20 protein-coding genes and 2 pseudogenes are annotated in these 23,049 nt (G+C 55.9%); 8 read left to right on the top strand and 14 right to left on the bottom strand.

What is annotated here, in order from left to right; all coding sequences use genetic code 11:
- The first annotated feature begins 124 nt into the window (after nucleotides 1–124).
- Nucleotides 125–1,144: a type I glyceraldehyde-3-phosphate dehydrogenase gene (locus ACZ1HV_RS18895; protein ID WP_472715998.1), complete on the top strand. Its 1,020-nt coding sequence runs from the start codon at nucleotides 125–127 to the stop codon at nucleotides 1,142–1,144.
- 47 nt (nucleotides 1,145–1,191) lie between these two features.
- Here ACZ1HV_RS18895 and ACZ1HV_RS18890 read toward each other — a convergent pair whose 3' ends face one another.
- From ACZ1HV_RS18890 to ACZ1HV_RS18880, 3 genes are all read right to left on the bottom strand, one after another.
- Entirely contained in the window at nucleotides 1,192–1,683 is a 492-nt protein-coding gene (locus ACZ1HV_RS18890) for an ureidoglycolate lyase (RefSeq protein WP_298819681.1), read from the bottom strand.
- Nucleotides 1,680–3,098, bottom strand: a complete 1,419-nt coding sequence (gene puuE / locus ACZ1HV_RS18885) for an allantoinase PuuE (RefSeq protein ID WP_472715997.1) — start codon at nucleotides 3,096–3,098, stop codon at nucleotides 1,680–1,682. The genes ACZ1HV_RS18890 and puuE overlap by 4 nt, the downstream gene beginning before the upstream one ends.
- A 164-nt stretch (nucleotides 3,099–3,262) precedes the next feature.
- Nucleotides 3,263–4,180, bottom strand: coding sequence for a LysR family transcriptional regulator (locus ACZ1HV_RS18880; RefSeq protein ID WP_298819677.1), 918 nt, complete (start codon nucleotides 4,178–4,180; stop codon nucleotides 3,263–3,265).
- Nucleotides 4,181–4,298: 118 nt separating this feature from the next.
- On the opposite strand from ACZ1HV_RS18880, the gene ACZ1HV_RS18875 reads away from it, so the two are divergent.
- On the top strand, nucleotides 4,299–5,558 hold the full coding sequence (locus tag ACZ1HV_RS18875) for a urate hydroxylase PuuD (protein ID WP_472715996.1): 1,260 nt from the start codon (nucleotides 4,299–4,301) through the stop codon (nucleotides 5,556–5,558).
- Between the two features lie 95 nt (nucleotides 5,559–5,653).
- On the opposite strand, the gene amaB is transcribed toward ACZ1HV_RS18875, so the two are convergent.
- On the bottom strand, nucleotides 5,654–7,153 hold the full coding sequence (gene amaB, locus ACZ1HV_RS18870; RefSeq protein ID WP_472715995.1) for an L-piperidine-6-carboxylate dehydrogenase: 1,500 nt from the start codon (nucleotides 7,151–7,153) through the stop codon (nucleotides 5,654–5,656).
- A 39-nt stretch (nucleotides 7,154–7,192) separates the two neighbouring features.
- A complete protein-coding gene (locus ACZ1HV_RS18865) occupies nucleotides 7,193–8,248 on the bottom strand; it encodes a saccharopine dehydrogenase family protein (RefSeq protein WP_472715994.1) in 1,056 nt (351 codons plus the stop codon).
- A gap of 114 nt (nucleotides 8,249–8,362) precedes the next feature.
- Here ACZ1HV_RS18865 and ACZ1HV_RS18860 point away from each other — a divergent pair, with 114 nt between their 5' ends.
- Entirely contained in the window at nucleotides 8,363–9,268 is a 906-nt protein-coding gene (locus ACZ1HV_RS18860) for a LysR substrate-binding domain-containing protein (protein WP_472715993.1), read from the top strand.
- A gap of 17 nt (nucleotides 9,269–9,285) precedes the next feature.
- On the opposite strand, the gene ACZ1HV_RS18855 is transcribed toward ACZ1HV_RS18860, so the two are convergent.
- Entirely contained in the window at nucleotides 9,286–9,981 is a 696-nt protein-coding gene (locus ACZ1HV_RS18855) for a GntR family transcriptional regulator (RefSeq protein WP_472715992.1), read from the bottom strand.
- 91 nt (nucleotides 9,982–10,072) lie between these two features.
- Between ACZ1HV_RS18855 and uxaC the strand changes: the two genes are divergently transcribed.
- From uxaC to ACZ1HV_RS18830, 5 genes and pseudogenes are all read left to right on the top strand, one after another.
- Nucleotides 10,073–11,515: a glucuronate isomerase gene (uxaC, locus tag ACZ1HV_RS18850; protein ID WP_472715991.1), complete on the top strand. Its 1,443-nt coding sequence runs from the start codon at nucleotides 10,073–10,075 to the stop codon at nucleotides 11,513–11,515.
- A 248-nt stretch (nucleotides 11,516–11,763) separates the two neighbouring features.
- Nucleotides 11,764–12,587 (top strand): annotated as a pseudogene (kduI, locus tag ACZ1HV_RS18845) (5-dehydro-4-deoxy-D-glucuronate isomerase).
- Nucleotides 12,584–13,312, top strand: coding sequence for a 2-dehydro-3-deoxy-D-gluconate 5-dehydrogenase KduD (gene kduD / locus ACZ1HV_RS18840; RefSeq protein WP_472715990.1), 729 nt, complete (start codon nucleotides 12,584–12,586; stop codon nucleotides 13,310–13,312). The pseudogene kduI and the gene kduD overlap by 4 nt, the downstream one beginning before the upstream one ends.
- Nucleotides 13,284–14,008: pseudogene (locus ACZ1HV_RS18835) on the top strand (mannitol dehydrogenase family protein); the annotation flags it as partial. The gene kduD and the pseudogene ACZ1HV_RS18835, both read left to right, overlap by 29 nt.
- A gap of 144 nt (nucleotides 14,009–14,152) precedes the next feature.
- On the top strand, nucleotides 14,153–14,746 hold the full coding sequence (locus tag ACZ1HV_RS18830; protein WP_472718470.1) for a mannitol dehydrogenase family protein: 594 nt from the start codon (nucleotides 14,153–14,155) through the stop codon (nucleotides 14,744–14,746).
- A 94-nt stretch (nucleotides 14,747–14,840) separates the two neighbouring features.
- Here the strand turns inward: ACZ1HV_RS18830 and ACZ1HV_RS18825 are convergent, their stop codons facing one another.
- The 8 genes from ACZ1HV_RS18825 to ACZ1HV_RS18790 form a co-directional block, all read right to left on the bottom strand.
- Complete coding sequence (locus tag ACZ1HV_RS18825) at nucleotides 14,841–15,920, bottom strand: ABC transporter ATP-binding protein (protein WP_298984485.1); 1,080 nt, start codon at nucleotides 15,918–15,920, stop codon at nucleotides 14,841–14,843.
- A 14-nt stretch (nucleotides 15,921–15,934) separates the two neighbouring features.
- Nucleotides 15,935–16,660, bottom strand: a complete 726-nt coding sequence (locus ACZ1HV_RS18820) for an SDR family oxidoreductase (protein ID WP_298819654.1) — start codon at nucleotides 16,658–16,660, stop codon at nucleotides 15,935–15,937.
- 70 nt (nucleotides 16,661–16,730) lie between these two features.
- Entirely contained in the window at nucleotides 16,731–18,236 is a 1,506-nt protein-coding gene (locus ACZ1HV_RS18815) for an ABC transporter substrate-binding protein (protein ID WP_298819652.1), read from the bottom strand.
- Nucleotides 18,237–18,288: 52 nt separating this feature from the next.
- A complete protein-coding gene (locus ACZ1HV_RS18810; RefSeq protein ID WP_152504120.1) occupies nucleotides 18,289–19,131 on the bottom strand; it encodes a carbohydrate ABC transporter permease in 843 nt (280 codons plus the stop codon).
- Nucleotides 19,132–19,163: 32 nt separating this feature from the next.
- Nucleotides 19,164–20,060 (bottom strand): carbohydrate ABC transporter permease, encoded by an 897-nt coding sequence (locus ACZ1HV_RS18805; RefSeq protein WP_298819649.1) that lies wholly within the window; start codon nucleotides 20,058–20,060, stop codon nucleotides 19,164–19,166.
- A 27-nt stretch (nucleotides 20,061–20,087) separates the two neighbouring features.
- Nucleotides 20,088–20,807 carry a class II aldolase/adducin family protein gene (locus ACZ1HV_RS18800; RefSeq protein ID WP_298960782.1) on the bottom strand — a complete coding sequence of 240 codons (720 nt, stop codon included), beginning with the start codon at nucleotides 20,805–20,807 and terminating at the stop codon, nucleotides 20,088–20,090.
- Complete coding sequence (locus ACZ1HV_RS18795; RefSeq protein WP_298960780.1) at nucleotides 20,804–21,625, bottom strand: HAD-IIB family hydrolase; 822 nt, start codon at nucleotides 21,623–21,625, stop codon at nucleotides 20,804–20,806. Before ACZ1HV_RS18795 ends, ACZ1HV_RS18800 begins: the two co-directional genes overlap by 4 nt.
- A 3-nt stretch (nucleotides 21,626–21,628) precedes the next feature.
- Nucleotides 21,629–22,939 (bottom strand): sn-glycerol-1-phosphate dehydrogenase, encoded by a 1,311-nt coding sequence (locus ACZ1HV_RS18790; protein WP_472715989.1) that lies wholly within the window; start codon nucleotides 22,937–22,939, stop codon nucleotides 21,629–21,631.
- Nucleotides 22,940–23,049: the final 110 nt, after the last annotated feature.

Raw genomic sequence — 23,049 nt, 5'->3', positions numbered from 1 at the left:
TTGAACCGAAGGTTCACCGGGCACAGGCGCCGGATACGAATTTTTCAGCCGGTATCGGCAACTGTCGAAACGGTTCTCCATTGGGCGCTGAGAAAACGACGAATTTCTGAAGCGGACCCTTGGAATGCGGATTGTCATCAATGGGTTCGGCCGTATTGGTCGAACAGTGTTGCGGCAGGTTCTTGAGGCCCCTGGAGATGGGGACGTCGAAGTCGTTCGCATCAACGATATCGCGCCTCTGGAAACCTGCGCCTATCTCTTCAAATACGACAGCGTCTTCGGACCCTGGCCCGGCACCGTGACCATACATGATGACATGTTGGCCATTGACGGGCGCCAAATTTTATTTTCGTCAGAAGCCGATCTCTCGCAAACGGATCTGGCCGGCGTCGATGTTGTGATGGAATGCACCGGCAAGGCCGACACGCGCATAATTGCTGAAAGGGGGCTAGTTGCCGGGGCATCCAACGTTTTGATCTCCGGCCCGTCGGATGCCGCAGATGTGACACTGGTGCTTGGAGCCAATGAGGACCAGTTGGCAGACCACAAAGTGGTGTCCAATGGGTCCTGCACGACAAATGCGCTGGCACCGCTCTTGAGAGGATTGGATGATGCTGTTGGAATCGACAGCGGACACATGACAACCATCCACTGTTACACGGGCAGCCAGCCTATGGTGGACGCCCCGAGAGGGCCGCTGGAACGCAGTCGCGCCGGCGGCGTCTCGATGGTCCCAACGACAACAAGCGCGACCAAACTGGTTGGCAAGGTGTTGCCCCGGCTCGATGGCAAGGTCAGTGGCGCAGCAGTGCGCGTACCTGCCATCAGCGTATCGGCTGTGGACCTGACCGTGACACTCACCCACCCGGTCAGATCGCCATTCAATGAATGGCTGCAAACCCTATTCGTCAACAATCCGGTCATCGGCTTCACCGAGGACAGGGTTGTTTCCACTGACATGCGAGCCCGTCCGGAATCACTCGTCATAGCCTTGCCCGAAACCCTGGAAACGAATTCGAGACAGGTGCGCCTTTTCGGCTGGTACGACAATGAATGGGGATTTTCAGCCCGCATGATCGAGATGGCAAGACTGATGGCTGCAAGGAAGATCAGCGTAGATGTTCTGGCTTCGCTGGCTTGTTAAGTACTACCGTCATTGAAAGTCCTGCAAGCACATGTATAGCGGCCATTCTACCGATCTGGAGCTGCGACAATCCACGGTTCGGGAAACCAGTGTTCTTCCAGATTTGCCCCCTGCCCGATACGATCGACGACAACAAAACGCCCTTCACGGTCTAACGGTGCAAGCACACCGTGCCAGGTACCCCGATGAAGATTGATCGACTGCCCAGGTTGGCTGATGAACGCCTTCAGGTTGACCGGCTGCCCATCAATGTCATCAGCAACGACGACAATCATCGGCACGCCGTCCACCGGAATAAAGGCCTGACTGCCCTCCGGATGACGCTCCACAAGGTCGACCGCGTAGGGCAATGTTCTTGCTTTTGCGTCGAAGAGACTGATCCCAGCCTGGCCTGTTCCGAAATCCAGATCGGCAAGATCGTGGTGCCGTCCGCACATGCCCTGATTTATGATCTTGTCCGGCGAACCCTCAACCTCGATGACGTCGCCATAGTCCGAAAAAGCCTCGGACGTCAGCGGGGCGGGAGTGATTGTCTTCATTGCGCGAAAAGGTCCTCGAGCCGGAAACGGGCGATCCGTTCGACCTGTCGGCAGGCCTCACCAAACTCTTCGTCCCGGCCATGGCCGATCCTTGTATAGAAGGCTGCAAGGATCGAGGCCTTATCGTGATCGCGCACAGCGATGATGAACGGAAAACCATGCTTTGCCACATATTCAGCGTTCAAGGTTGAAAAGGTTTCGCGTTCTTCGTCAGTCAGGAGGTCCAGCCCTGCACTGGCCTGTTCGGATGTGCTTTCGGACGTCAAACGTCCGGCCTGCGCCAATTTCCCGGCAAGATCCGGGTGGGCAGTCAGAACACCTAGGCGTTCTTCTTCTGTGGCAGACCGAAACACACGGCAAAGTGCGTTGTGGACACCAGCTGCACAATCATGTGCGGGGCCAAGTTCCAACGCAAAGGCTCGCTCGGCGATCCAGGGTGAGTGCTCGAAAATACCGCCAAAGCGCTCAACAAAGTCCTCCGCTGCCATTTTGCTCGCGCATATCCGTTTTTGCGGTGGGTGATGCGCAGCCCAATGTTCTGCGATTTCAATCCGGCGCGGGCACCAGACACCCTCATGCTTCTGGATATGCGCAATAAACTTTCGGAGCGCGGCCGTTTTGCCCGGACGCCCGGCCAACCGGCAGTGCAAGCCGATGGACATCATTTTCGGCGTATCCGACGTTCCTTCAGCGTAGAGTTCGTCAAACGCATTCTTGAGATACAGGAAGAAGTCCTCACCATCGCTCCAGCCGGGAGAGACGGAAAATCGCATGTCATTGGCTTCAAGCGTATAGGGAATGATCAACTGATCGCGGCCACCTGTCTCCAGCCAATAAGGCAGGTCGTCGTCATAGGTGTCTGAAACATAGGCGAGGCTGCCTTCTTCAGCGACAAGCCGAACCGTGTTTTCCGAGCAACGACCGGTGTACCAGCCACGCGGCGGCTCACCAACGACTTCCGTGTGAAGGCGAATGGCTTCCGCAATGGCAGCGCGTTCTTCTGCCACTGGCATATCCTTGTACTCGATCCATTTCAGGCCGTGGCTGGCAATTTCCCAGCCGGCTTCCTTCATGGCATCGACCTGTTCGGGATTGCGCGCCAGCGCTGTCGCGACACCATAGATCGTCAGAGGAATACCGGCCCGCGTGAACAGGCGATGCAGACGCCAAAAGCCCGCGCGTGCGCCATATTCGTACATGGATTCCATGTTCCAGTGTCGCTGACCCTGCCATTGGGCAGCACCTGGAATATCGGACAGGAATGCTTCAGAAGCCGCGTCCCCGTGCAAAACGCAGTTTTCGCCACCTTCCTCATAGTTGAGGACGAATTGCACAGCTATGCGCGCATTGCCGGGCCATTTCGGATCCGGTGGATTGGCACCATAACCGCGAAAGTCTCTGGGATAGCGATTCAAGGTGAGCCTCCTTGCAAAACCTGGACTGTTCAACCTGGCAAAGAGCATGCCCGACCAAGCAGATGGTATAGGACTTTCTTCTAAAGCAGAAAAGGACTGATGATTTTTCGGACTTTCAAGAAAGTGCTTTCAAAGTTTCGAAAGCCACCGTGTCGCAACCTCTCTCAGCCATCTGAACCTTCAGCCAACACTGACTGTATATGCGCAACCATGAAGTCCAGGAACAGCCGCACTTTTGGATCCTGAAGCCGCCGGTGGGTGAAGAGGCAGGCCATTGTCACCGGCAATGGCGGCTCGTCCGGCAGAACAGTAATAAGCCGTCCGTTTTTCAGATGGTCGGCAATCTCGAAGACGGGCTTCAAAACAATACCGTGACCATCCAGCGCCCAACCTGTCAGGACATCGCCGTGATCGGATTCGAATGGTCCACTGACCGCAACCCGTTTCACTCCGTCTGGCGTCTGGAGCGGCCACTGGAATTCCGGTGCGCCCGGATACCTTATGTTGAGACAATCATGGTCTCCACAGGCAAGCTCTGCATGGCTTTTGGGGTTGCCCTTCCTCTCAATGTAGTCAGGTGAGGCACACAGAACCCGGCCACAATCGGCAATCTTGCGGATCTTGAGCGCCGAGTCCTCCGGTTGCCCGAGGAAGAAAGCTGCATCCAATCCTTCGCCCGTCAGGTCGACTTTACGGTCCGACAACCGAAGCCGGATATCGATCAGCGGATTGGCATTCTTGAACTCAGGAATTGCAGGGGCAATCAAACTTTGACCCATACCGATCGGCGCTGCAATGAAAAGCGTGCCGCGTGGTGAGCGCGTAACGCTGCTGATTTCAGCTTCCGCTTCCTGCACCGCATCCACAATCTTGGTCGCTCCCCGGTAAAACAGCTTGCCTTGCTCTGTCGGGCTCAAGGCGCGCGTCGTGCGCTGAAAAAGCCGAACACTCAGGTGTTCTTCCAATTGGGAGATGCGAGAAGAGGCAACTGCTGAAGATATCCGCAGGTCACGGGCAGCTGCAGACATGTTTCCCAGTTCATAAACACGCAGGAAGGTGCGAATGTTCTCCAGATAGGCCATCAGGACTTCCAACGGACAGGTATTGTTCCGTTTTTTTGAAACTGCTCGGAATTATACCGAGATACCAGACAATGGATTCCTGCGCTAGCTTGGTCCGGTTGATTTTGGAGGGTTTGCAATGCTGGACATTGCCATCATTTGGGACTGGTTTGCATTCGCGGTCCGCTGGCTGCATGTGATCACGGCAATGGCCTGGATTGGGTCGTCCTTTTATTTCATTGCTCTTGATCTCGGGCTGCGCAAGGCACCGGACCTCCCTCCCGGCGCTCATGGCGAGGAATGGCAGGTTCACGGAGGCGGATTTTATCACATCCGTAAATTTCTGGTCGCACCGGAAAACATGCCGGAACACCTGATCTGGTTCAAATGGGAAAGCTATTCGACCTGGCTGTCGGGAGCCGCGCTCCTGATGATCGTTTACTGGGTCGGCGGTGAACTCTATCTGATTGATCCTTCCAAGGCGGACCTCGCCCTTTGGCAAGGGGTTTTGATATCCGCTGCGTCGCTCACGATCGGTTGGATAGTTTATGACCGGCTTTGCAAATCGAACCTCGGAAATTATCCGACGCTATTGATGGTGCTGCTGTTCGCACTGCTTGTGGCAATGGGCTACGGTTACAACGAGGTCTTCACCGGCCGTGCGACAATGCTGCATCTGGGCGCGTTTACCGCGACAATAATGACGGCCAATGTCTTCTTCATCATCATTCCCAATCAGAAGATTGTCGTCGCAGACTTGAAGGCGGGACGAACACCGGACGCAAAATACGGCAAAATCGCCAAGCTGCGATCGATGCATAACAACTACCTGACGCTACCGGTCATCTTCCTGATGCTGAGCAACCACTATCCGCTCGCTTTCGCCTCTCAGTACAACTGGTTGATCGCCGCACTGGTTTTTCTGATGGGCGTGACGATCCGGCACTATTTCAACACACGGCACGCCGGCACCGGGAACCCGACCTGGACCTGGCTGGCGACCGCCATTCTGTTTGTCGCTATCATCCAGCTCTCCATGTTGCCCCTTCAGCAGGAAACTTTCGAGGCATCCGAATCCCGCAAACTCACGGCAACGGAAGAAGTGTTCGCCAGCGCCGACGGGATTGACGACGTCATGGCAATCGTGCCGGGCCGCTGTGCCATGTGTCATGCGCGCGAGCCTTTTTATGAAGGTATTCACTGGGCACCCAAAAATGTCCTTTTGGAAACAAAGGCGGACATCGCGCGCGCAGCCAAGGAAATCTACCTTCAGGCGGGCGTAACCAACGCCATGCCACCCGCCAACGTCTCCTTCATGGAAGAAGAAGAACGCAGGAAGATCATAAAGTGGTATCGCGGTGCGCGTGAGAAACTCCCGTTCGGGGTCGCGCTTCAGTAACAGTCGGCATCAGACATATCTCGTGACTGCGTCTGGCTCGACGTGACGACCCCTGAAGGGTGAGACAAAGCCTGCCGAGAGGCGGGCCGTGCCGGTTAAATGTCAAACTTGACACCTTGTGCCAGCGGCAATTCAGCCGAATAGTTCACCGTCGAGGTCTGACGTCGCATATAGCCCTTCCAGGCATCTGAACCCGACTCGCGGCCGCCCCCGGTTTCCTTTTCGCCACCGAACGCACCGCCGATCTCGGCCCCTGATGGACCAATATTGACATTGGCGATACCGCAGTCGGATCCGACTGCCGACAGGAAGGTTTCCGCTTCACGCATATTGAGTGTGAAGATACAGGACGATAGTCCCTGGGGAACTTCGTTCTGAAGGGTGATCGCTTCTTCAAGGGTCTCGTAGCTCATCACATAGAGGATGGGCGCAAAGGTTTCCGTTTTCACAGTCTCGGTCTGTTCGGGCATTTCAACGAGCGCGGGAGCTGCATAGCAACCGGCAGGAACCCCTTCGCTCACCTTGCCGCCTCCGTGGACACGCGCGCCTTCGGAGCGCGCCTTTGACAGCGCTAGCTGCATTGCCTCAAGCGCCCCCTCGTCCACCAATGGCCCGATCAACGTGCTTTCGTGGCGCGGGTCACCGATCTTCAAGCTTTCATAGGCATTCTTGAGCTTGCCAACGAGTGTGTCCTTGATCGTGGAATGCACGATCAGACGGCGCAAAGACGTGCAGCGCTGGCCGGCGGTTCCCACTGCGGAAAAGACAATTGCCCTTACGGCCATTTCCAGATCGGCGCTCGGCGCAACGATCATTGCGTTGTTGCCGCCCAATTCAAGGATTGAACGTCCGAAACGCGTGGCGACTTTTGGTCCAACAACAGAGCCCATACGTGTTGAACCGGTTGCCGAGAGGACTGGCACGTCCCTTGACGTTACAAGCGCATCTCCGATATCCGCGCCGCCGATGACGACCTGCAACAGGTTTTCCGGAACATCCTTTCCGAAACGCGCCAGTGCCCTTTGGAAGATCTTCTGGCAAGCCAAGGCCGTCAGGGGCGTCTTCTCCGACGGCTTCCAGACTATGGGATTACCGCATATCAGGGCCAGGGCCGTGTTCCAGGCCCAAACGGCGACCGGAAAGTTGAACGCGGTAATGACACCGCAAGGTCCCATCGGGTGCCAGGTTTCAGACATTTTGTGACCCGGGCGCTCCGAAGCGATTGTCAGGCCGTAAAGTTGGCGCGACTGACCAACCGCAAAATCACAGATATCGATCATCTCCTGGACTTCACCTAACCCTTCGGATGTGATCTTGCCTGCTTCAAGCGTGACCAGGGCACCAAGCGCTTCTTTTGCGTCTCTCAGTTCTTCGCCAAGAAGCCTGACCAATTCACCCCTGCGTGGGGCCGGAACAGCGCGCCAGCTTGCGAACGCATCCCGTGAACGGGTGATGATCTTTGCCATATCGCTCAAGGGTGTTTCATGCACCTGCGCGATCAGCGCACCGTCAATTGGCGACCTGACAGCAAGTGTTCCGCCGGTCAATTCATTTGCGCTGAAGCCAAGCGTGCTCAGGACCTGGGAATGTTCCATGTCTAACTCCTCGGATAATTTGAGTGTTGGCGCTTCGGACTATGCGTTGTAACGAGCGCCGTTATGTGTCTTCAAAAACGTCTCGAGCGAGACATCTTCCTGTTTGAGAAAGCCGTGGTCGGGCAAAGTTCCCTCGCGAACCATTTCGATGATTGCGACCACTGACGAGGCTGTCGTCCAGGCTATGGCTGTCCGTTCCTGGCCGGCAATCTCAACCGGTTTCAAGCCGCGAACGAATTCCTTGCGTTGCATCCGTCCGTTGATTTCACCTTCAGCGGATACGTGAACAAAAACGATGTCGTCACTGACGGGCGGCTTTGCATTGACCAGGATTTCTCCAGCCTCCTTGCGCCTGTCGCGCATCAAAAGTTCGTGGAAGAAGAAATTCATCAACTGAACGTGCCCCGGATAGCGCATTGTCTTGTAGTCGATGTTCGGAACGCGGTCCTTGTATGTCTCGCACATCGTGCCGAGACCGCCTGACGTCGTAAAGGCTTCGAGCTCGATGCCACCAATAACGATCTTTTCGATCCACTCCATTGGCGAAACCCACTTGATCTCACCGTCTTCAAGAACTTCGCAATCATTGAGATATTCGTTCACTACACCTTCAGGCGACCAATTGAAGGAATAGCCCATGAGACCGGTTGGGTTCTGAGGCAGCGCTCCGACACGCATGCGGCATGACCGGCACGTTTCAAAAGCATCGATCAGGTGGGCCCCGACAATGCCCACAAAACCGGGAGCCAGTCCGCATTGCGGTGCCATGATGCCACGTGAAGTCTTGGCAAGTTTCTGGATCGCCTTTGTGGTCGGCACATCCTCGGTCAAATCGAAATAGTGAAGTCCGAGATTATGCGCGCTAGTGGCAACGCCGATATTGAGGAAATAGGGCAAACAGGACAGCACCGAGTTGAAGTCTTTGAGGACGGCCTCAAGCGCAGCGCCGTCACCAACATCGATCTGCCGCGTCTCGAACGGCAAACCCGGCACCGCATGCGCATCAAATCCCGTCACGGAAAAACCCGTTGCATGCAGCAACTCAGCAGCCAATGTGCCGACCTTGCCGAGCCCCAAAACCGCTATCTTCTGCATGTCAGTTTGATCCCCGTTGTCGATTGCCTTAGAGAATACTCCTCCTTGACCTGCACAAAAATACCTGAAAAAGAGTTTTATTCATGACTAAAACTCATGAGAGGAGTGGTCTAGATGAAGCGCGACATCCCCTTGCCAAGCGTTTCTGTGCTGCGTTGTTTTGAAGCTGCCGCCAAGCATCAGAGTTTCACCGCAGCAGCCGAGGAACTGGGCCTGACACAAAGCGGTGTCAGCCGGCAGGTCAAGGAACTGGAAGACCAGATCGGTGCAGCTCTTTTTCGGCGCGAAGGCCGCGGCATCCGATTGACTCAGGCCGGAAGATCCCTGGGCGACAGCCTTGCGTCCGATCTCACACGGCTGCGCGCTACCATTTCGCAAGCAGTTGCAGCCGGAAGCACGCAGGAAATGCTTACAATCGGAGTACTTCCCGCGTTTGGAGAACGCTGGCTGGTTCCACGCCTTGGGGAATTCAAAGCCAAGCGCCAAAATCTCGACCTGATGCTTTACAGCCGGTCAGAACCCTTCGACATTGCCGAACAGGGGATCGATGTGGCCATTCATTTCGGCGCTAATGATTGGCCTGGAGCAAAACTGACGCCGCTTTGCCCGGAAGACCTGATTGTTGCAGCGGCTCCGACCTTGATCGAGGAGCACCGTGTCTCCAATCGTGAAGACATATTCCGGATGCCCTTGCTGCATCTGACGACCCGCCCGCATCTATGGAGCGTTTTCCGGAAATCGGTACCCGGCTCGGAAGAGCGCATACAAATGGGCAGCTATTTCGATCAGTTTCCGTTGATTATCTCAGCCGCGGTTAACGGCATGGGAGCCGCAATCCTGCCGACGTATCTCGTGGAAGCCGAGATCACGTCAGGCGCCCTGAAGCAACTCGCACCGGTGAAAGACGGTTCGGGACATAACTACTATGTCGCCACACCGGCAGCAAAACTCAGTCCGGCGGCGACCGATTTTGTCAATTGGATCAAAACGCAGGTGAGCAGACGCGTCCCGCGCCCATAACATCGCAATCGGCCGCACTATTCCTGAAAGTATTCGGGCTTTTCTTCGCGAATTTGCGCGAGGGTGAGTTCGATCCGGCCGAGATGTTCGTTCAAGATAGGTTCCAGACGCGTGTGATCGCGCGCGCGCAGGATGTCAAGCAGCTCGATATGATCATCATACGCTCTTTGCGCCGCTCCAATCGTCAGGGAAATGAAGCGCACACGGTCCATATGCGCCTTTTGCTCGCGGATGAATGACCAGGCATATTCATGTCCAGCGATCTCGCAGATACGACGGTGCAGATCGTCGTCCAGTGAATGGAACCCTTTCAGATCATTGGCGCTGACCGCCTTCGCCTGCTCCTTGAGCAACAGCTCCAGATCATCGACTTGTGCATCGGAAATCACGCTCATCGCCGCCTTCCAGCACGCCAGCTCGAGAGCGATCCGCATGAATTTCGCACGCAGGACCGCTTGTTCCGAAATCTTGGAAATTACAGTTGCCCGCTGAGGACGGATTAGAAGGAAGCCGAGTTGAGACAGGCGAAAGAAGGCATCACGAACCGGTTGCCGCGAAATACCCAGAGCTTTCGCCACCTCAATTTCTGACACCTTTGTTCCAGGTGGCAATTCCAACGACAGGATCTGCTGATGCAGTTCCTCAAAAACCGTATCGGCAACTTTGGGAATTTTGATTGGTTCCAGCACCTTTAGGGCACTTGAGTCTGCCATCAGCTTCTCTCCGTTGACTTATCTAATCAGCTAGCATATCAGTTTGCTAGTCGCAATATGGCGATCCGGTTTGTGTGTACGGGAGACCCGCATGGTCGTGGAAAATTCGAAAGTTCCGGAAATCGCAATCAAAGGATTGTCTCCAGACCGCCTCCTGCCAAGCGAGCCCAAGGCTCTTGAGATTGCACGCAGGCTCTACGAGAGCGTTCGGGATTTGCCGATTATCAGCCCGCACGGTCACACCGATCCGCAATGGTATGCTGAAAACAAGGCCTTTCCCGATCCGGCGCACCTGTTTGTCATTCCCGACCACTACGTCCTGCGCATGCTGTTCTCGCAAGGCATCGACCTGACCGAGCTTGGTGTTCAACGGAGAGACGGTGCTCCAGCGGAAACAGACAGCCGAAAGATATGGAAGACCTTTGCACAAAACTTTCACCTCTTTCGCGCAACCCCTTCCCGCATGTGGCTTGAACACGCTTTTGAAGAAGTGTTCGGCTTGACAAAGCGCCTGACGGCAGAAACTGCCGAAGAAGCCTATGACCATATTGCCGAACGGCTGAAACAGCCGGACTTCAAACCCAGGGCTCTGTTCAAGCGCTTCAACATCGAGGTCATCGCCACAACCGAGTCGCCCCTTGATGACCTCAAGTGGCATCGCGCCATTCAGGAAAGCGGCTGGCGGGGGCGGGTTGTCACGGCGTATCGACCGGACCCGGTGGTTGACCCGGAGTTCGAGGGATTTCAGCTAAATATCGAGCGTTTCGGAGACATTACGGGAGAAGACACGCTCTCCTGGCAGGGCTATCTGAACGCACACATGGCAAGACGCGCTTACTTCAAGTCGTTCGGCGCGACATCATCCGACCATGGCCATCCAACTGCCAGAACCGAAAACCTGTCACCGCTGAAGGCACAGGAATTGTTTCAAAAAGCGCTCAAGGGCACATGCACGGTTGATGAGGCTGAGATTTTCCGGGGGCATATGCTTACCGAGATGGCAAGAATGAGCCTGGAAGACGGGCTTGTGCTGCAGATTCATCCTGGAAGTCATCGAAACCATTCAAATTCGATCATGGATGCGTTTGGGCGTGACAAGGGCTTCGACATTCCCACCAGAACCAACTACGTCGAAGCACTGAAGCCCTTGCTCGACGCCTATGGTTTGGAAAAAGACCTTTCCATCATTTTGTTCACCCTGGATGAGACCGCTTATTCGCGTGAACTGGCGCCGCTTGCCGGTGTCTATCCGACACTCAAACTGGGTCCCGCCTGGTGGTTCCATGACAGCGCGGAAGGCATGCGCCGGTTCCGCGAAATGACGACCGAAACAGCCGGATTCTACAACACTGTCGGCTTTAACGACGACACCCGAGCCTTTTGTTCGATCCCTGCCCGCCATGATGTGGCGCGCAGGGTCGACTGCGCATACCTCGCCTCACTTGTGACGTCCGGGAGATTGAACGAAGACGAGGCATATGAGGTTGCATACGACCTCACTTACAGGCTTGCAAAACAGGCCTACCGGCTCTGACGAGCCATTCATCGGGAGGAAAACTGCACAGTCAAATCCGTGTTCAATCCACCTGTGTGGAGAGCGGCACCTTCCGCTTTTCGATCAATGGATCTGAGTTTGACGTCGGCCCGGGAGGCAGTTTTGTCACTCCCTCCAACGCAAAAGATGGTTGCGTTTGCCTGTCACACGGCACTTTGATCGACACATTCGCGCCTCGCCGCGACGATTTTTTCTAAGCCTTGCAGACAATTCAGAAAGCTCATCACATGCTGAATGTAGAAACCCGCTATGCCATTGACCCTCAAACAGCCAAGTCTTTGGATACCAACGGCATTCGAGAAAACTTTCACGTCTCCGGACTGTTCGAAGACAACAAGATCAACCTTGTCTATAGCCACTATGACCGGTTGATCCTCGGAGGCGTTGTTCCGGCAAACGGAGATCTTGTTCTTGATCAAGTCAAGGAGGCCGGTACGTCGTCACTTCTCGACCGACGAGAACTCGGCATTCTAAATATCGGCGACAAGGGCAAGGTGACGGTTGCCGGCGAAAGCTATGAGATCGACCGGGGGAAGTTCTCTATGCCGGAATGGGTTCCGGCCCGGTGACCTTTAGTGGAGCAGGCCGATATTACGTTTTGTCCACTCCCGCACACCACAGCTACCCGACCCGGCTGATCACGCTACAGGATGCGCGACGCGTCGAACTGGGTGCTGCAGAGACTTCGAACAAGCGTGTTATCCTGCAATTCCTCCATCCAGAAGTTGCCGACAGCTGCCAACTCCTGATGGGTTACACCGAATTCGCACCGGGATCGGTCTGGAACACGATGCCCGCACACGTTCACGACCGGCGTATGGAAGCCTACCTCTATTTCAAGCTCGATGTTGACCAGCGGGTCTTTCATTTCATGGGCAAGCCGGAAGAGACTCGTCATCTTGTAATGGCCAACGAAGAGGCGGTTCTATCACCGCCCTGGTCGATCCATTGCGGCGCGGGCACGGGTGCTTACACATTTTGCTGGGCCATGGCCGGTGACAACGTTGATTTCACCGATATGGACATGGTCGCGATGGAGGACTTGCGGTGAACGCGTTTTCGCTTGAAGGAAAACGAGCGCTTGTAACCGGGGCCAATACCGGAATTGGTCAGGCCATTGCGGTTGCCATGAGCAATGCGGGTGCAGAAGTGCTTTGTGCCGCGCGTCGCGACTGCGAAGAAACACTGAGCCAGATCAGGAACGGGCGGCACGTACCGCTCGACTTTTCCGACCCGAAAGCTGCTGTGCCCCTCTTCGAGAGGGAAGCCATCGACATTCTGGTCAACAACGCCGGAATTATCCGGCGTGCCGACAGCATTGACTTTACCGAGGCAGACTGGGACGACGTCATGGATGTCAATCTCAAGGCGGTCTTTTTCACGTGCCAGGCATTTGGCAGAGCAGCACTTGCCGCGGGCCGGGCGGCATCCATTGTCAATATCGCCTCCTTGCTGTCCTTTCAGGGTGGCATCAGGGTGCCCTCTTACACAGCCTCCAAACACGGCGTTGCCGGCTTGACCAAGCTGCTTGCCAATGAATGGGCGGCGCAGGGCATCAATGTGAATGCAATCGCACCCGGTTATATCGCGACCAACAACACAAAGGCACTTCGGGAAGATACCGGTCGCAACAAGCAGATTCTGGAACGGATCCCGGCAGGCCGCTGGGGTGAAGCGGCCGATATCGGTGAAGCAGCGGTGTTTCTTGCATCTTCCGCGGCAAAGTATATTCACGGTGCCGTACTCAATGTTGATGGAGGCTGGCTTGCCCGCTGAACAACCGCGCCTGACCAGGCAAAGCGGACCTGCGCCAAAACCAGGCATTGTCCATCTCGGTCTCGGAGCATTTTTCCGAGCCTTCGGGGCTATCTATATTGAAGACGCACAGCGAAAGGATGGCGGAGACTGGGGCATCGTCGGGGTCAGTCTTCAAAGCTCTCGAACGCGCGATCAGCTGGCACCTCAGGAATTTGTCTATACCGCGAAGGAACTTGGTTCCGGGGAAACGTCGCTTCGACAGGTTGAGATCGTTTCTGACGTGCTTGCGGCCAAAGAAGATCCGGAAGCTGTCCTGAGCGCCATGACTGATCCCGCAACGCGGATCGTCAGCCTCACGGTGACCGAAAAGGGCTATTGCCATGATCCCTCGACCGGAAGGCTCAATCCAAAGCATCCGGACATTGAGGCAGACCTCAAAAATTTAAATCCTGTCTCAGCGCCAGGCTATCTTGTGCGGGCACTGGCGAGGCGCAAGGCGGCGGGCGAGCCCCTTTTACCGTTCTGAGCTGCGACAACCTGCCGGACAACGGCAAGCTGGTGCGCGGTGTTGTGATCGGGCTTGCCGCCTTGATTGACCCAGACCTCGCCGCGTGGATTGAACGCGAAGGACGCTTTCCCTCCACCATGGTCGATAGGATCGTGCCTGCCACCAAACCGGAAGACATCCGCGCACTTGCCGCTGAAACCGGCCGATTTGACGAAGCGCCTGTCTTTCACGAACCGTTCCGGCAATGGGTGATCGAAGACGACTTTGTCCCCGTATTCGGCACAGGAAGACGCCCCGACCTCAGCGCTGTCGGTGTGCAGTTGGTCAATGACGTTGCCCCGTATGAACACATGAAATTGCGCATGCTCAACGGCACACATTCAGCTATTGCCTATCTTGGCTACCTGGCAGGTCATGAAACCGTTGCCGACACCGTTGCCGATTCAGTCTTTGCCCTTTTTCTGAAAGCCGTATGGCGGCAGGAAATCATTCCATCATTTAAAGCTCCGCCCGGTGTTGATCTTCAGGTCTATGCCGACGAGCTCTTGGCCCGCTTCGCCAACCCGGCCATCAGACATCGAACCTGGCAGATCGCCATGGACGGCAGCCAAAAGCTGCCACAACGCATTCTTGGAACCCTGAAGGACAATCTCTCCGCAGGTCGCCCATCCCAGAGACTGGTCACAGTCGTAGCTGCCTGGATGCACTATGCCGGAGGCACCGACCTGAGCGGTCGACCAATCGATGTGCGCGATCCCATGGTCGAACGGCTAAGATCCATCTCGGAAAACACGCAGGACGATGCTGAGAGAGTGGCGGCTTTCCTGGACGTTCGTGACATTTTCCATCCGGACCTCGCCAGCGTTCTGAAACCGTCTGTGACGCGGGTTTATCAAGACCTGAAGGTTGATGGTGTTCAGGGCGTGTTGAGGTCTCTCGGATAGCTGGCTTCTATACGATCTGACCGCGCCAACAGACTGGACCAACAGACTGGCCAGTCAAAAAATATGGCCGGTCTTTGGAAAGGGCTCGCCAGTCCTACGATTGGGTTTCGATGCGGTTCTCTGTGTCCGCATCGAACAGATGCACCGCCTTCGAGGGGATCGTGAGCTCAATCGGGCCGCCCGCCAGCACACCATTGTCACGCGCCATCGTCGCAACAAGATGTGCCGTCTCGCTCAGGTCAACATGGATATTGACGTCTGCACCAGTCTTCTCAACGAGCTTTACGGTACCTGAAATCTCGCCGTTTTCAGCAGCCACAAGATCGGATGGGCGCAATCCGCAAATGACTTTTTGCCCCGGTTCGGCGGCAAGGTTTTCATCGAGCGGCAAATTGATGTGAGGGCCGACAAACGTCGGCTTCCCATCTTGCGAGTGGATTTTTCCTTCGACAAAATTCATTGAAGGGGACCCGATAAAGTCGGCGGTAAACTTGGTCGCGGGCCTGTCATAAAGATCGTCAGGTGTCCCCACCTGTTCAATCTTTCCGCCTTTCATGAGGACGATCTTGTCCGCCATGGTCATGGCTTCGATTTGATCATGCGTGACGTAGATCGTTGTCGCCTTGAGCCGCTCATGAAGCTGGCGAATTTCAACGCGCATATGCGCGCGCAATTTGGCGTCAAGATTGGACAGTGGCTCATCAAAGAGGAAAACCTTAGCATCGCGTACCATTGCGCGCCCCATGGCCACTCTTTGCCGTTGACCACCGGAAAGTTCACGCGGGTATCGGTCGAGATAATCGGTGAGGTTCAACACGGCAGCCGCCTCATTGACCTTGCGCTTGATCTCTTCCTTGCTCAGGCGTTTGACCTCAAGACTGAAGGCGATGTTGTCGAAGACTTTCATTGTCGGATAAAGCGCGTAGTTCTGAAACACCATGGCGATGTCGCGGTCCCGCGGATGCACCTCATTCATCACTTTGCCGTCGATTGTCAGTTCACCGCCGGTGATATTCTCCAATCCGGCCGTCATGCGGAGCAATGTCGTCTTGCCGCATCCGGACGCGCCCAGCAGCACTGCGAACTCGCCATCATGGATGGACAGCGACAGATCTCGCATGACCTCAAAAGACCCGTAGGATTTGCAGATATTGTGGTAGGCGACCTCGGCCATTAATGCAGACTTCCTCAGTAGCTTTGCCGTGTCGGTGTCAGGCAAATTTCCTGCACCAGCGCTTTTTGCGGCAATTGATAGGCATTGAGTATCAATTCGGCGACGATGTCGGCACCAATGCCACCACCCATTTTGATCTTGTTGCTCTTGTAGTTTTCAAGCGTTTCTTCATCGAGTACGCCAGATAGGACTTCCGTTTCGATCACCCCAGGCGAGAGCACCACGACGCGCACGTCGTAGGCGGAAAGATATTCACGCAAACTCTCTGAAACCGCATGAACGAAATACTTTGTGCCGCAATAGACCGTGTGATCTGGATAGACCTTCCGTCCGGCAATGGAGCTCATCATGACGAGCGTGCCGTGACGCCGATCCATCATGTCTTTCATCACGGCATGGACCGTGTTCATGACACCTTTGGTGTTGATGTCGATCATCTCGTCCCACTCTTCGGGAGGCTGACGACCGATATCGGCCAGGCGTGCAATGCCCGCGTTTGCAAACATCATGTCCACCGGTCCGAATTCGGCTTCCGCGTCGCGAACCGCCGCGGCGATCGCAGCCCGATCGCGGACATCCACCTGACGAAGGACAGCGTCGGGAAGCCCAAGCGCTTCCATCCGTTCCATGCGGCGCGCCATAAGCAGAACCGGGTGACCAGCTTCGGAAAACGCACGCGCAGTTGCTTCACCGATACCCGAGCTTGCCCCTGTTATTGCAACAAGAGGTTTATGTCCCACCGGATCCTCCCAACCCTCGTTGACGGGAAGGGTGTTGCCACCCTTCCCTTAGCCTTTGCATTTGGTACGCTTATCCGGACACGATCTTGTCGACCGACTGGGCAATATCGTCCATTGCCTCTTTCGGCGAGCCGTAGTCGCCGGCAAAGTACTTGCCGAGCCGGACCGGGATGGTGTCGTTGGACAATTCCGCCCACTGCGGCAGATCGGGTTCTGATCCCATATCCATCGCGATGGTGTCCCTCACCACATTGAGGTGACGTGTTGTGCCTGGTCCGACGCGATTGTTGGCAATGATACGCGGGTCGTCATAAACGCTCTCGCGTGTCGGTCCAGTGCCGCCGCCCAGCGCCGTGATCAGCACCTGCGTATCGTAACTCGTCGCCCACTGCATGAAGATCCACGCAGCATCCGGGTTCTTCGAGTTCTTGGAAACCGCGAGCGAGGAACCGCCCTGGTGACCGACACCCGGGATTTCACCAAACCCGGTCTCTTCACTTGTACGAAGCGCACGAGCCGGTGGCGGGCACCTGACGGCTTCCATCAAACCGGAGACCTTGGTTGCTGAAGGATCGTCGAAATACGGGAAGAACTCACCCCAGCTCATCATGGAAGCTGCGACGCCCTGGGCAACGGATTGCCCCTGGCCGTCCCATGTCCAGCCCGTCACCCCGGGTGGCATGGTCTTCCAGAGTTTCGTCCAGTAGTCCATGGCCTCCAGGCCGCGTTCATCGTTGCCCGAGAACTTGCCGTCAGGGGTGAAGATGGATCCACCATGCCCCCAAAGCCAGGCAGTCCAGTCACACTCAAGACTGTAGTGGCCGGACTTCATTTGGCCCGTCGAGCCGTAAAGATCCGGGCCCTTGGCATCCGTAATTGCCTTGGCCTGCTGGTAATATTCTTCAAGAGAGGATGGCGCATTGAAACCCATCTCCTCCCAGATGTCCTTCCGGTACATCATGATGAAGATCGGGATATCGTAAGGCACGCCGACCCAACGGTCCTGGTATTTCGCAATCCCATCGACAAGTGCCGGCAGGAAATCATCGATGTTGTAGTCCGGCATAGCCAGATCCGGCTTGGCTTCAATCTGCTCACGCGGATCGAAAACATCCTGGCTCACGGACGCGGCCCAGCTCTGGTCGATGTAGTAAAGATCGTAGGTGCCAAGCTGGGAAGCGATGTCGAGGGTCATCTTTTGAAGGACCTGCTCCAGTGGCAGAACCTCGATCTCAACCGTCATTCCGGAAGCTTCTTCGAAATACTTCTTCAGCTGACTGTTGATCGCATTCGAAGGAGGAGTGGATTCAGTCGCCAGCTTGAGCGTCGTACCGCGAAACGGGCCCGAAACGTCCTTGACCCACTTTAGCACCTCTTCCGAGGGCCGCAGATCGTCAGAAGCATTCGCAAAAGGCATGGACCCAAGACCGAAGGGACGGCGCATTCCCGCACCGAATGCTGCTGCGCCCAATCCGAGCAGCCCCGCGTTTCTGAGAAAATCCCGTCGCCCCATTCGGCGGTGAACATAGGCGTCCACCACATTGGCCAGGTATTGCTTCTTGTCAGTGTCTCTCATGACTAACTCCTCCCATGATACTTGATTGATGGTCCCGTAAAGACAGTTTCTCCTATTGCTTGAGGGAACCGAGCGTCAGCCCGCGGACCAGCTGTTTCTGGACCAGCAGGATGAATAAAAACGCCGGAGCCATCGCAGCCACTCCCAAGGCCGCCATGTTGCCCCAGGCGGTGCCTGTGGACGTTACGAAGCTCGAAGACACGACCGGCACCGTTTTCAGTCCGGTCTGCGTCAAGGTCAGAACAAAAATGAATTCGGTCCAGGAAAAGATGAAACAAAGAACCGCCGTCGCGGCGATTCCGCCCTTGGCCATCGGCAAAATGATCCGGCGGAAAATCTTCCACCGCGATGCGCCGTCGACGATCGCGCTTTCATCTATCTCTCTTGGGATGTCGTCGAAGAAGCTCTTGAGCAGTAGAACCGCCAAAGGCAGGTTCATCAGAGCATGGATCAGGATGATGCCCGTATAGGAATCCATCAGTCCAATGTCCTTGTAGATGAAGAACATCGGGATCGCGACGGCCACGGGCGGCATCATCCGGGTTGAAAGAACCCAGGCGACAAAGTGATGCCGGCCGCGGAAATCCATACGGCTCAGCGCATAGGCCGCAAAGGTTGAAATGGCGATTGCAAGCGCAGTGGAAAACAGTGCGACGACAATGGAATCCCACAACCGGGGCGCCATGTAGAAGTTCCCTCCGCCGGGCAGCACCTCCTGCTGCCGCAGGAAGCCGAACGAAATACCGAAGACCTCTTCGAAATTTCGAAGCGTTGGCGTGAACGACCAGACTGTTGGCGGAACGGAGAAGATCTCCTTGGCTTCCTTGAAGGCCGTCGTACCCCAGTAATAGAGAGGGAACACGAACAGTGCCGTAATGAACCACGCGGCGGCCATGCGCGAATAGCGCCGATATTTGCTCTCGACAATCACCAGCGCACCTTCGCAATCCAGATAAAGAGATTGGCGATGACCAGTATCAGCACCAGACTGACAAGGCTGATGGTCGCCCCATAGCCCCACTTGATGAAGCTGAACGTTTGCTGCCAGGCGTAGAGGGACAACGTGTATGTGGAGGTTCCCGGCCCTCCCGAGGTCATGACGAACATGTAGTCAAAGGCGCGAAACAGATCGATGCCACGGATCAGTACCGCTACGGCGATGACCTTGGACATCATCGGCAAGGTAATCCTGCGGAAAGTCTGAAAGGCAGACGCGCCGTCCAGCATCGCGGCCTCGTAAGGCTCTTGCGGCAACGATCGCAATCCGGCCAGAAAGATCAACACCATGAAGGGTGTCCATTGCCAGATATCGGCCAGCATGACCCCAGCAAGGGCCGTTGAACTTGTGGCCAGAATTGGATCCTGACCGCTCAAGATGCCCATGGCTTCGAGGATATATGTGAGAACACCGAACTCGGGGTCTTCCATCAGCAGGAACATCATTCCGGTGATGGCGGGCGGGATAACCAGAGTCAGTGTCAGAAGGCCCCGCAAAAGGCCGAACCCTGGCTCATCTGAATCCAGAAGAAGCGCAATGATCATGCCCAATACGACCTGGATCGCCAGAAGCACGAAAAAGTAGGTGAACGTGACGGATAGCGCTTCCCAGAACCGTGGGTCGGCAAACAGGTTGCTCCAGTTTTCCGTCCCCACATAAACCAGGCGGCGCTTGAGAGGAACGTACTCGTGGAAAGAAAGCCAGATGTTGTAAAACAGCGGGTAGATCGTGAAAACCACAAGCATGGCAACCAGCGGCGCAAGCCAGGGCACCGGGCTATCGCCGGTGATATAGCCTTGCAATCCTTTGGTTCTCACAAACGCCATGCTGACCCTCCCAAGTTCATGGCACCATTACTTCCTCTTCGCCGGTGTCTTTTTGGGAGCCCGTCGCCTCGGCTTCGGTTTCTTGTCGGCCTCGCTGTCCTGAAGGCCATAGCCCGCGAACCCGCGATGGGTGTCGTCGATAGCGGCGTCACTCAAGAGAACCGGACCGCCAATGACGAGGCTGAGGTAATACTGTTTTGCGATGGTTTCGAGTTCGATTGCCCGCCACATGGCCTTGGCAAGATTTTCGCCAATTGCGATCATACCGTGGTTGGCAAGAAGGCAAGCCGTACGGTCGGTCATTGCCTCTATGGCAAGTTCCGAGAGCTCCTCAGATCCGAAAGTCGCGTATCCCGCGCAACGGACGTTGTTTCCGCCGAACGCGGCGACCATGTAGTGGCAGGACGGGATCTCTTTTCGGGCAATAGCAAGCGTCGTGCAATAGGTCGGGTGCGCGTGAACCACCGCACCCGCGTCAGGGCGACCGTGCAGAAGCTTTTGATGGAACCGCCATTCTGTTGACGGTTTCAACGGCCCCTCGTATCTGCCGCTTGTATCGTCCAGTCCGACGGATGCAATCATGTCCGGCGTCATCTGATCGTAAGGCGTCGCTGACGGTGAAATCAGCATCCGGTCCTCAAATCGGACGGAAATGTTTCCGGACGTGCCCTGATTGATACCGCTGGCATTCATCTCCTTGCAGCGAGCGATGATCTCCTCACGCAGAGCCAATTCGGCCTTTTTCATGCACTTATTCTCCTGTCTGAGATATTCTTTGCGGCAATCAGCACGTCCGCCAGTTCGGCAAATCCAGCCCCGCCCCGTTCAGAGGCGATCCAGCCGGGCTCTGCTTCGATGCGGCCCTTGAAATCCAGAACGTTGGCGACGCCGCAGGCATTGGGGAAATAACCGAACATGGGAGCGTCATTGGGACTGTCTCCGCAAAAGACGATCCGGTCTTTTTCGGTATCGAGATCAACGCCCAGCACATCGGAAGTGAACCGCCGTGTCATGGTCAGCTTGTCATAGGCTCCGTACCAGCCATTGACGTGGATGGACGACACTTTTGCAACTGCACCTTCGTCTTCGAAAATGGCCTTGATCCGTTCGACATCCTGTTGGTGCAGCGGGGTGACGTCTTCGCAAAAATCGATCGCAAGATCCGCTTCGCGAAAGGACTGATCCGCCGAAACCGCAGAACCGGGAACTTCTTTCAGGATACGTTCCGCAATTTTTTCGTAACGGATCTGGTTGTGCCGGCGCACGGAGTCGCTTGTTGCAAACACACGGATCATTTTCCGTGCGCCCCGGTCATAGGCGTAGTAAAGCGCGCCGTTCTCCCCGACCACACCGTCAACCGGCCAGAACCGCGCAATCATATCGCACCAGCCGGCAGGTCTGCCCGTAATCGCCGCGACACGAAACCCGGCAGCTTTCAATCTCTCAAGCGCGGAATATGCCTTTGCCGGGAGGCTGCCGTCGGTCGTCAGCGTATCGTCAATATCCGCCATAACCGTATGAATGGAGGCCGCCGTTTCAACTGGCATTGCATCGAGAGGTCTCACGCGTCAGACCTCCCTTGCCGCGAAATCGTCCAGCAGACCTGCATCGCACGCAAGGTCTGCAAACGAGAACCGGTTCCGTATTTCATGGGCATGACGCACCGCTTCACGGTAGAAATCGGATGAGAGTCCAAGGTCCTTTCCGCTGGTCGAGCCCCCAACCTGCGTGAGCTTGGCAAGCATTGCCTCCACTGGATCCACCAGTTTCCTGCAGTCCGCACGCAGCTCCTGCCAGATATCCTGGAGATGTTCGTTCAGGCGGGCAGCACCGTCTTCGTCCAGCGCTTTCTTTCGATATTCGGCTTCGCATTGCGCAGCGATTTCAGGACCCATCCGGCGTACCATGTCTTCGCCGTCGACCTTTGTCGGACGAACCTCCGGCGGCTTCTCCTGATCGAGATACCACTGCTGAATGCGGCCCATACTCAGGGTTGCGACGCCGACCTGTTCGCCGTGGAGCGTTCCCTTGTGCTGATCGCGCGCAAAACAATCGATGTAGTGGGAAATCTGATGCTCGCCCATGGAGCCGTGATTGGAGACTTTGGTGAACGCAACCCCGAGACCCGACAGAACAAGTGCTCTGACGAGATACCCAACCGCTGTGATATCTCCCGCTTGCAAACCGGATGCATGCGCTTCCAGCATGCCTTCGTCCGGCTCACTGATGAGGTATGGTTCAAGCCGGAACTGGCTGCCCAGAAGCTTGTGCGACATCCACCAGTCGATCCTGGCAACGCTGTTGCACAGACAGTCGCCAAATCCGGCTGCTGCCATTCGGCTCGGAGCACGCGCAATGACATCCAGATCGAGAAAAACGCCCTTTGGCGCATGCGCCGGCAACGAAATTTTCAGACCGCTCGGCAAGCCCATCGAAGCTGTCGTCGATGCGTACCCATCCATCGATGCAGCGGTTCCAAAAACGCAATAGGGGCGCTTGGTATGAGCTGTCACATATTTGGTCAGGTCGTTTACTGTGCCCGAACCGACCGCGATGACAGACGAGAAGTTTTGCAGTCGCTGCTCGAGAGCATCCGCTTCTTCAACGGTCGCATGCGGTCGCCCGGACAGGATGATTTCGCTGATCTTGAAACCGTTCTGAGTAAGGTTTCGCGCAATCCGTGCTCCCGCAGCGTCCCAAGTGTTGGCATCGGCGACCATCGCGGTTGAATCGCCGATGCCCACGGAGCGGGCGAGGTCCGCCTCCTCTCCGTCAATTGATTCCGAAATCAAGATCTTGTCGACCGGTGCTCTTGGTCCAGCTGAACCCGTTTCCGGGTTGACCCAGCGACCCAGATAGACGTCCTCAATATGCTCCATCCAACCGTTTTCCGGTCGTTCTGGTAAAGATGAAGACTGGCGACTAATTGAGGACATTTACTAACCTTCGGCTCATGCATGACAAATGACAACATCTATTGACATTTGTC

It is taken from the genome of Roseibium sp. JB4-4 (genome assembly GCF_055693425.1).
Note: the sequence above shows the minus strand (reverse complement) of the source record. Positions and strands in the feature narration are given on the sequence as shown.